Source organism: Pseudomonas sp. 3MA1 (genome assembly GCF_029237275.1).
Classification (GTDB): Bacteria; Pseudomonadota; Gammaproteobacteria; order Pseudomonadales; family Pseudomonadaceae; genus Aquipseudomonas; species Aquipseudomonas fluorescens_AP.
The window spans coordinates 1-509 of record NZ_JAACFX010000032.1 but is presented as its reverse complement, the minus strand read 5'-3'; the positions used below and the strand labels follow the sequence as shown (position 1 = coordinate 509).

The window sequence follows — 509 nt, the reverse complement described above, 5'->3', positions numbered from 1 at the left end:
TTGCGGTCAACCTTGCCGTTGTTGGTCAGCGGCAGGCTGTCCAGGCGCACATAGGCGGCCGGGACCATGTAGTCCGGCAATTGGGCGTGCAGATGATCGCGCAGCGCTTCGATGTTGACGTTTTCGCGCTCGGTGAAATAAGCCACCAGACGCTTGTGCCCCGGCTCATCCTGGCGGGCCAACACCACCACGTCCTTAACCTGCGGGTGCTCGCCCAGGCGCGTTTCGATCTCGCCCAGTTCGATACGGAATCCGCGAATCTTCACCTGCTGGTCGTTACGCCCCAGGTACTGCAAGGTGCCATCGGCACGCCAAGCCACCAGATCGCCGGTGCGGTACATCAGGCCGCCGTCGTTGAACGGGTCAACCAGGAAGGCATGGGCCGTAAGGTCGGCACGGTTCAAGTAACCCAGCGCCACGCCCTGCCCGCCGATGTACAGCTCGCCGGCAACACCCACCGGCACCGGTTGCTGACGGGCATCGAGCACGTAGGCGCGGCTGTTGCCGAC

The 509-nt window shown here is 64.0% G+C and carries 1 protein-coding gene; it reads right to left on the bottom strand.

The genetic code is table 11. From position 1 onward, the window contains the following. A partial coding sequence (locus GWQ44_RS30810; RefSeq protein ID WP_275929107.1) for an AMP-binding protein occupies positions 1 to 509 on the bottom strand: 509 nt, incomplete at both ends.